The sequence below is a fragment of the Phenylobacterium aquaticum genome, from assembly GCF_947378715.1.
GTDB classification, from domain to species: domain Bacteria; phylum Pseudomonadota; class Alphaproteobacteria; order Caulobacterales; family Caulobacteraceae; genus Phenylobacterium; species Phenylobacterium aquaticum_A.
In genome coordinates this window covers 1-7762 of record NZ_CANCLE010000169.1, presented here as the reverse complement: position 1 = coordinate 7762, position 7762 = coordinate 1, and the positions used below count along the sequence as shown (strand labels likewise).

Annotated in this window: 6 protein-coding genes and 1 pseudogene; 5 read left to right on the top strand and 2 right to left on the bottom strand. The window is 68.3% G+C overall.

Translation table 11 applies throughout. The features are described from left to right. Positions 1–747: pseudogene (locus Q7P21_RS17470) on the top strand (mannitol dehydrogenase family protein); the annotation flags it as partial. An 8-nt stretch (positions 748–755) separates the two neighbouring features. Here the strand turns inward: Q7P21_RS17470 and Q7P21_RS17465 are convergent. Continuing rightward, positions 756–2120 (bottom strand): polysaccharide lyase family 1 protein, encoded by a 1365-nt coding sequence (locus tag Q7P21_RS17465; protein WP_304168433.1) that lies wholly within the window; start codon positions 2118–2120, stop codon positions 756–758. Between the two features lie 151 nt (positions 2121–2271). On the opposite strand from Q7P21_RS17465, the gene Q7P21_RS17460 reads away from it, so the two are divergent. Beyond that, positions 2272–3105, top strand: a complete 834-nt coding sequence (locus Q7P21_RS17460; protein WP_304178110.1) for a 2-keto-4-pentenoate hydratase — start codon at positions 2272–2274, stop codon at positions 3103–3105. A gap of 84 nt (positions 3106–3189) precedes the next feature. After that, positions 3190–4485, top strand: a complete 1296-nt coding sequence (locus Q7P21_RS17455) for an MFS transporter (protein ID WP_304168437.1) — start codon at positions 3190–3192, stop codon at positions 4483–4485. On the opposite strand, the gene Q7P21_RS17450 is transcribed toward Q7P21_RS17455, so the two are convergent. After that, complete coding sequence (locus tag Q7P21_RS17450) at positions 4482–5834, bottom strand: FAD/NAD(P)-binding protein (protein WP_304168439.1); 1353 nt, start codon at positions 5832–5834, stop codon at positions 4482–4484. The two genes, Q7P21_RS17455 and Q7P21_RS17450, sit on opposite strands and share 4 nt — an antisense overlap. Positions 5835–6020: 186 nt before the next feature. Here Q7P21_RS17450 and Q7P21_RS17445 point away from each other — a divergent pair, with 186 nt between their 5' ends. Both Q7P21_RS17445 and Q7P21_RS17440 read left to right on the top strand, forming a co-directional pair. Continuing rightward, the gene (locus Q7P21_RS17445) at positions 6021–7277 is read left to right on the top strand and encodes a cytochrome P450 (RefSeq protein ID WP_304168441.1); all 1257 of its coding nucleotides are present in this window, start codon (positions 6021–6023) and stop codon (positions 7275–7277) included. Between the two features lie 38 nt (positions 7278–7315). Then, a partial coding sequence (locus Q7P21_RS17440) for an acyltransferase (protein ID WP_304178108.1) occupies positions 7316–7762 on the top strand: 447 nt, incomplete at its 3' end.

The window sequence follows — 7762 nt, the reverse complement described above, 5'->3', positions numbered from 1 at the left end:
GTGTTCGCCTCGACCATGGTCGATTCCATCACGCCCGCCACCGACGACGCCCTGCGCGCCCAGGTCGAGGCCGCCACCGGCCTCTTCGACGCCTGGCCGGTGCAGCGGGAGGGCTTCGTACAATGGGTGATCGAGGACAGGCTGGGCGATCTGTCGGCCGCCTTCGCAGCCGCAGGGGTGATACTCACCTCCGACGTCGCCGCCTTCGAGCGCGCCAAGCTGCGGCTGCTGAACGGCGCCCATTCGACGCTCGCCTATGTCGGCCTGCTCAAGGGCCACGAGACCGTCGCCGCGGCCATGGCCGACCCGGAGCTCGCCGGCTTCGTCGAGACCCTGATGGCCGAGGATATCGCCCCCACCCTGGGCGCCGTGCCGGGCCTGGACACCCCGGCCTATATCGCCGCCATCCTGGCCCGCTTCCGCAACCCGGCCATCGCCCACAGGCTCAGCCAGATCGCCTGGGACGGCACCCAGAAGCTGCCTTTCCGCATCCTGGAAACCACCGCCGACGCGCTGGCGTCAGGCCGCTCAGTGACACGCCTCGCCGTGCCGATCGCCGCCTGGATGCGCTTCATTGAACGCCGCGCCGCCGAGGGCGCGGAGATCACCGATCCGCTCGCCGGGACGCTGAAGGAGCTCAAGGGCGTCGACGCCTTCCTGGCCCTGGAGCAGGTGTTCCCGCGCGCGCTGGTCGCCAACGCCACCTGGCGCGGCGCGGTCGAGAGGGCCTACGACGCCCTCTCCTGACGCCAGCCCTACGTCCCCTTCGAATGCGCTCCGTTGTCCAGCACCTCGGGCCGCCTGGGCGTCATGTCGAACAGGTTCCAGTCGTCTGGATTGAAGGCCCGGAAGGTCTCCTTCTGGTGCGGATAGCCGTGAATGTCGTCCTGGGAATTGATGATGATCCCTCGGCCCTCGGCGACGTCGGCCAGCAGGCGGACATCGTCATAGTCGCGGTCCCAGGGCCTGGCCCCGGCATTGTGCAGCACGGACTTCTGGACATCCGCCGCCGGCATGGGCGTGAAGCCCTGGGGCCAGATCGGCGCGGTCTTGGTCTCGATGATCCTGGCGGGCGAGGTGGTGTAGCGGCCCAGCTGCGGCAGCGGCCGGCCGATGCGGTCCACGGCGATGTTGTCGCGGCCATAATATTCGACGTCGCCATAGCCGCCGAGTTCGAAGAAGGCGAGCTGGTCCGGGGTCGACATCCCGGCCCGCAGCACATTGCCGACCACCGACAGTTCGCCGGTCTGATAGGGGTGATCGCCCCATTCCTCGGCCTGCAGATTGTAGTGCACGGCCCGCTGGCCCGGATCGAAGATCAGGTTGTTGGCCATCACCGCCCGGTCGCCGCCCTTGAACAGGGCGCTGCGCTCATAGTTGTGGGCGTAGAGATTGCCGACGATCAACAGGTCGGTGACATTGTCGTGGATCAGCGAGCCCTTGGAGTGCTCGATCTTCATGTGCGTGGCGTAGCTCAAGCCCTCGGCCACGATATTGTTCGAATAGGTGATCCGGTGCGAGGTGCCGGCCCGCCAGTCGTCCGGCGTCTTGCCGGTGAAGCGCGGACCTGAGACCGACATGTTCTCATCAGTGCCCCAGGTCAGGGTGCAGTGGTCGACGATGACGTTATAGGCCGCGCCCTGGGTGGAGAGCGCGTCCTCCTCCCAACCGCTCTTCTTGGGCTGGCCGGCGTCGCCCGGGCGCACCCGGATGTGCTGCATCACCACGTCATGGCCGGGGATGTCGACACCGCCCCGGATCAGGCTGATCCCCGGCGAGGGCGCCGTCTGACCGGCGATGGTCACGAAGGGCTCGGTGATCACCAGGGTCTTGCGGTCGAGATCGATCACCCCGCCGACCTCGAAGACGATGATCCGGGGGCCCTTGGCGTCGACGGCCTCACGCAGGGACCCTGGCCCCTCGGAGGCCAGCGTCGTCACCTTGATGATCCGGCCGCCCCGGCCGCCCGGCGTCGTCGCCGCCCAACCCAGCGCGCCCGGAAAGGCCAGCGGGGCCGCAGCCGGAACCGGCGCGGGCGCCTTGGCCGCCGCCCAAGCGCCGCCCGCCTGGGCCGCCATGATCGTCACCGCCACTGCGGCCATCAAACTCGTCTTACCCATGACCCTGCTCTTCCACTCCCTGCCGCGTCCCTATGCGCCCGCCGGCCCGGTCTGGGCAAACCGGCTCGCGATTGGGACTTGATTTGAAAATGACACCGGTTTCCTTTAGACACAACACAACGCTCGTCAGGGCGTGATTTTTGGGGGGTGAATGCGGGTGAGCGTTCCGGCTACGGATCTGGCCGAAGAGTTTCCAGCGAACGCGCTCGCCGCGCGCTTCGTCCGTGCGCGCCTTGACGCGACCCCCCTGCCCACGTTCCCGGGCGACCTCCCCCCCGACCTCGCCACCGCCTATCGGGTGCAGGACGCCGCCATTGCGCTTTGGCCCGACGAGGTGATCGGCTGGAAGGTCGGCCGTGTGCCGCCCGAGCATGAGGGTCCGCTGGGCGCCGGTCGCCTCTGCGGGCCGGTGTTCAAGCGCGCCCTGTGGTTCGTGCGCCCAGGCGACCTCACCCCCTTCCCGGTCTTCGTCGGCGGCTTCGCGGCGGTCGAGGCGGAATATGTGGTCCGCATCGGCGTCGACGCCCCGGCCGGCAAGCTCGACTGGACGGCGCAGGAAGCTCACGGCCTGATCGGCGCCCTGCACATCGGCATGGAGCCGGCCGGCAGTCCCTTCCGCGACATCAATGTCATCGGCCCCTTGGCCGTGGTCTCCGACTTCGGCAACAACGCCGGCCTGATGGTCGGCGCCGAGATCGAGGGCTGGGCCAGCCTCGCCAATGAGGACCTGCGCTGCGAGACGGTGATCGAGGGTGAGGTCATGGGCCAGGGCGGCGCCTTCATCCTGCCCGGCGGACCGGTCGAATCCCTGCGCTTCCTGGCCGAGAACACCGCCCGCCGGGGCAAGCCGCTCAAGGCGGGCCAATATGTCTGCACGGGGGCCGCAGCCGGAATCCATGACATCATCGCCGGCCAGACCGGCGCGGTGCGCTTCGAAGGCCATGGCGAGATCCGCTGCGCAGCGGTTCCGGCCAAGCCGGCCTAGAGACGAGAGATCAATCCCACCGCACAGCGACGGCGGCGGGAAACAACGAGATGTCGCTGGAAGAAAACGCGAGGGCTTGAGGCCATGACCACCCCATCCACGTCCGCCGCGCCGGCGTTCGAAGAGCCCCGGCTTGGCCGCTATCGCTGGGTGATCTGCGGCCTGCTCTTCACCGCCGTGGTCATCAACTACGTCGATCGCCAGATGCTGGGCGTGCTCAAGCCCTTCATGTCCAAGGAGTTGGGCTGGCGGGAGACCGACTACGCCGACATCGTCTTCTGGTTCCAGGGCGCCTACGCCATCTCCTATCTCGTGTTCGGCGCCTTCGTGGACAAGGTCGGCGCCAAGGTCGGCTATGGCGTCGCCTTTGTGATCTGGCAGATCGCCCACATCGCCCACGCCGGGGCCCGGGATCTCTCGCAATTCTTCCTGGTCCGCATGGCGCTCGGCGTCGGCGAGGCCGGCAACTTCCCGGCCGGGGTCAAGGCGGTCACCGAGTGGTTCCCCAAGAAGGAACGCGCGCTCGCGACCGGCGTCTTCAACGCCGGCTCCAATATCGGCGCCATCATCACCCCGATCGTCGCCCCCATGATCATGATGGCCTTTGGCTGGCGCGCCGCCTTCATCATCACCGGGGTGATCGGCCTGTTCTGGATCATCGCCTGGATCGCCATCTATCGCTCGCCCGGCGAGCATCCGAAGGTCACCCCCGGCGAACTGGCCTATATCCGCCAGGACCCCGCCGACCCGGCCGCCAAGGTCGGCTGGCTGGCCGTCCTGCCCAAGCGCGAGACCTGGGCCTATGCGCTGGGCAAGTTCCTGATCGATCCGGTCTGGTGGATGCTGCTGTTCTGGCTGCCGGACTATTTCAAGAAGACCTTCAGCCTCGACATCGCCACCTTCGGCCTGGTGCTGGCGGCGGTCTATTTCATCTCCGACCTGGGCAGCGTGTTCGGTGGCTGGATGTCCTCGCGGCTGATGCGCGCCGGCCGCAGCCTCAACTTCGCCCGCAAGGCCACCATGCTGCTCTGCGCCGTGGCCGCCCTGCCCTATCTGCTGCTCAATCAGGTGCATGACCTGTGGCTGGCCACCGCCCTGGTCGGGCTGGTCGCCGCCGCCCACCAGGCCTTCTCCGCCAATCTCTACACCCTGCCCGGCGACGTCTTCCCCCGCACGGCGGTGGGCTCGGTGATCGGCATCGGCGGCATGCTGGGCGGGGTCGGCGGCATGATCATGGCCAAGTCCGTGGGCCAGGTGCTGCAGAACCTGGGCGGCTATGGTCCGATCTTCGGGGTCTGCGGCGGGGTCTATCTGCTGGCCCTGCTGGTCATCCACCTGCTGACTCCGCGCATGGAGCCGGCGGTGTTCGCGGAGCCTTAGGCGGCGGCCGCCCGCGTTAAGGCCCGACTGATCTGGCCGGCCACATCGGCGGCCTGGACCCGGATGTCGGGGACGGCGGTGTTCTCCCACACCCCGCCGCGCGTCAGCGGTCCCACCGCGTGGAAGCCGACCCGGGTCGTCCCGTCGCGGCCCACCGGCTGGGAGGCGGCGTCGACCTCCAGCCCCAGCCGCAGGGCGTCTCCCCGGATCAGGCCCTGGGAGAGCAGCCGGCGCAGCAGGGCGTCGTCGGTCAGGGCGAGGTCGCCGAGCAGGCCGGTGCAATTGACCACGGCGCTGACGCTCAGCCGCCGCGTCGCCAACCCGCCCCGGGGCCGCCAGACCACCTCGATGCGGTCGCCGACCGGGACCAGGCTCTGGATCTCGCCGGCCCGCACGGTCAGGTCGCGCGCCCGCGCCATGGCGGTGATCTGCCGGGCGACACTGGGCGCCAATCGATGGCGGTGGACATCCCACCAGGGTCGCGCATGGCGCAGGAAGGCGGCGCGCTCGGCGGGGCTCCAACGCCCCCACAGGCTGCGCACATGCGGCCGCAGGTCGTCGACCGCCTCATGCCAGCCGAACCTGTCGGCGTTCTCGCGCACCTGGCGCAGGACCGCCAGGGGGGAGCCGCCCGGGGCCGGGCTCGGCGGACGCGCCGCGACCGGGGCGTGCGCGCGGGGCAGCAAGCCCCGGCGCGAGATCGCCCAGATCCGCCGACCAGGCCGCGCCAGGGTCAGGGCGGCGTCGACCATGGTCATGGCTGTGCCCAGCAACAGCACGTCCCCGGTCTCGGCCGCCAGCCGATCGGCGCGGCTCCAGGGATCAGCGAAATAGCGCGGCGAGGCGAACAGCCCTGGATCGGCGCCGGCCGGCGGCGCGGGCCTGAGCACGCCTGAGGCCAGCACCACGGCGTCCGCCGCCAGCTCCCGCCCCAGGGCGAGCCGCACCCGCCACCGGCCGTCGCCGGCCGGGGTGATATCCACCGCCTCGTCCTGCTCCAGCAGCAACCGGTCGGCGCCTAGGCGCTCAAGCGCATCCCGCAAGAGGTCCTGCAGATAGTCGCCATAGATCCCGCGGGTCACGAAGCCCCCATGGGCGCTCCAGCCGCTGCGGCCCGCCAGCCACTGGGTGAAGTGGTCCGGCAGGTCGGGAAAGGCGCTCATATTGGCCACCCGCACGTTCAGCAGATGGTCCGGATTGGCCGTGGAATAGGCCGTGCCGCGTCCGAACACTCCGGCCCGCTCGACCAAGCGCACCTGAGGCCCGCCGGGGTCCGACGCCAGGTGCAGGGCGGTCAGCAGGCCACTGAAACCAGCGCCGACAATGACGACCACGGGACGTGAGGACATGGAGCCGGCTCCGCTGAAACTGAGGCGAATTTAATTCCTATCATCTATATAGATTTTAAGCCCGACCTTGAAGGCCAGAAAAAGTAATCACCGCCTCAGAGCGGTTGGCGCCGCTGCGTCACCGATTAAGTTGACGCCACCGTCAGGTTTGCCTAGGCGTTGAGGATTAGGACTGGGAGGCCCACCATGAGCGACGGCAATATCGACCTGAAGAACGAGCATCGGGCCAAGGCCTATTCCATGCCGCTCGCCGACATCAATCCGGCCCAGCCGGAGCTGTTCAAGGCCGACGCCCACTGGGCCTATTTCGAGCGCCTGCGCGCCGAGGACCCGGTCCACTATTCGGCCGAGCACGAGTTCGGCCCCTATTGGTCGATCACCAAGTACAACGACATCATGGCGGTGGACACGAACCACCAGGTGTTCTCGTCCGAGGGCGGCATCACCATCGCCAACCAGGACGCCGGCGAAGGCCCCCTGCCGATGTTCATCGCCATGGACCCGCCCAAGCACGACGTTCAGCGCAAGACCGTCAGCCCGGCCGTGTCGCCGATGAACCTGGCGATCCTCGAGCCCCTGATCCGCGAGCGCGCCGCCAGCATCCTCGATAGCCTGCCGATCGGCGAGGAGTTCGACTGGGTCGACAAGGTCTCAATGGAACTGACGGCGATGACCCTCGCCACCCTGTTCGACATGCCGCAGGAAGATCGCCGCAAGCTGACCTATTGGTCCGACGTGGTGACCGCAGCCCCCGGCCAGGGCCTGATCGACACCCTCGAGCAGAAGATGCAGATCTTCATCGAGTACCATGCCTATTTCACCAACCTGTGGAATGAGCGGGTCAATGCGCCGCCCAAGGGCGACCTGATCTCGATGCTGGCCCACGGGGCCGAGACGCGGAACATGACGCCGCGCGAATATTTCGGGAATGTCGTGCTGCTGACCGTCGGCGGCAACGACACCACCCGCAACACCATCACCGGCTCGATCTACGCGCTGAACAAGCACCCCGACCAGTATCGCAAGCTGCGCGAGAACCCGGCGCTGATCCCGTCCATGGTCTCCGAGACCATCCGCTGGCAGACCCCGCTGGCCCACATGCGCCGCATCGCCACCCAGGACTTCGAGCTGGGCGGCAAGCTGATCAAGAAGGGCGACAAGGTCGTCATGTGGTACGTCTCGGGCAACCGCGACGACGAGGTGATCGCCAATCCGGACGCCTATATCATCGACCGCGAGCGGCCCCGCACCCACGTCTCCTTCGGCTTCGGCATCCACCGCTGCGTCGGCAACCGCCTGGCCGAGCTGCAGCTGCGGGTGATCTGGGAAGAGATCCTCAAGCGCTTCCCCGACATCCAGGTCGTGGAGGAGCCCAAGCGCGTCTACTCGTCCTTCGTGAAGGGCTATGAGAGCATGAAGGTGGTCATTCCCGCCCGGGTCTGATCCCTGGGCTTGCGGGGGCGGGCCGGGCATAAGGGCCCATGGCCGCTCCCGCCTCCCCCGCTCCCCCCTCCGCGCGCTTCGCGGCCCTCGACGCCTGGCGCGGGGTCTGCGCGCTCGCGGTGGTGTTGTTCCACCTCAATGCCGGGACCCACGGCCACCGCTGGCTGAACAACGGCTATGTGGCCGTCGACTTCTTCTTCGTCCTCTCCGGCTTCGTGATCGCCAGCGCCTATCAGGGCAGGATCAACGCCCTGGCCGAGGCCGCGCGCTACGCCGTGCGCCGGGTCGGCCGGCTGTTTCCCCTGCATCTGGCGGTGCTCGGCGTCTATCTGCTGCTGGAGATCCATCGCGGCCTCGATCACCCGGGCCTGGGTTTCACCGGCACGCGGACCTGGCCGGCCTTCTGGCTCGATGTCTTCCTGCTCCAGGGCTTCGGCGCCCAGCAGCTCAGCTGGAACGAGCCGGCCTGGAGCATCAGCGTCGAG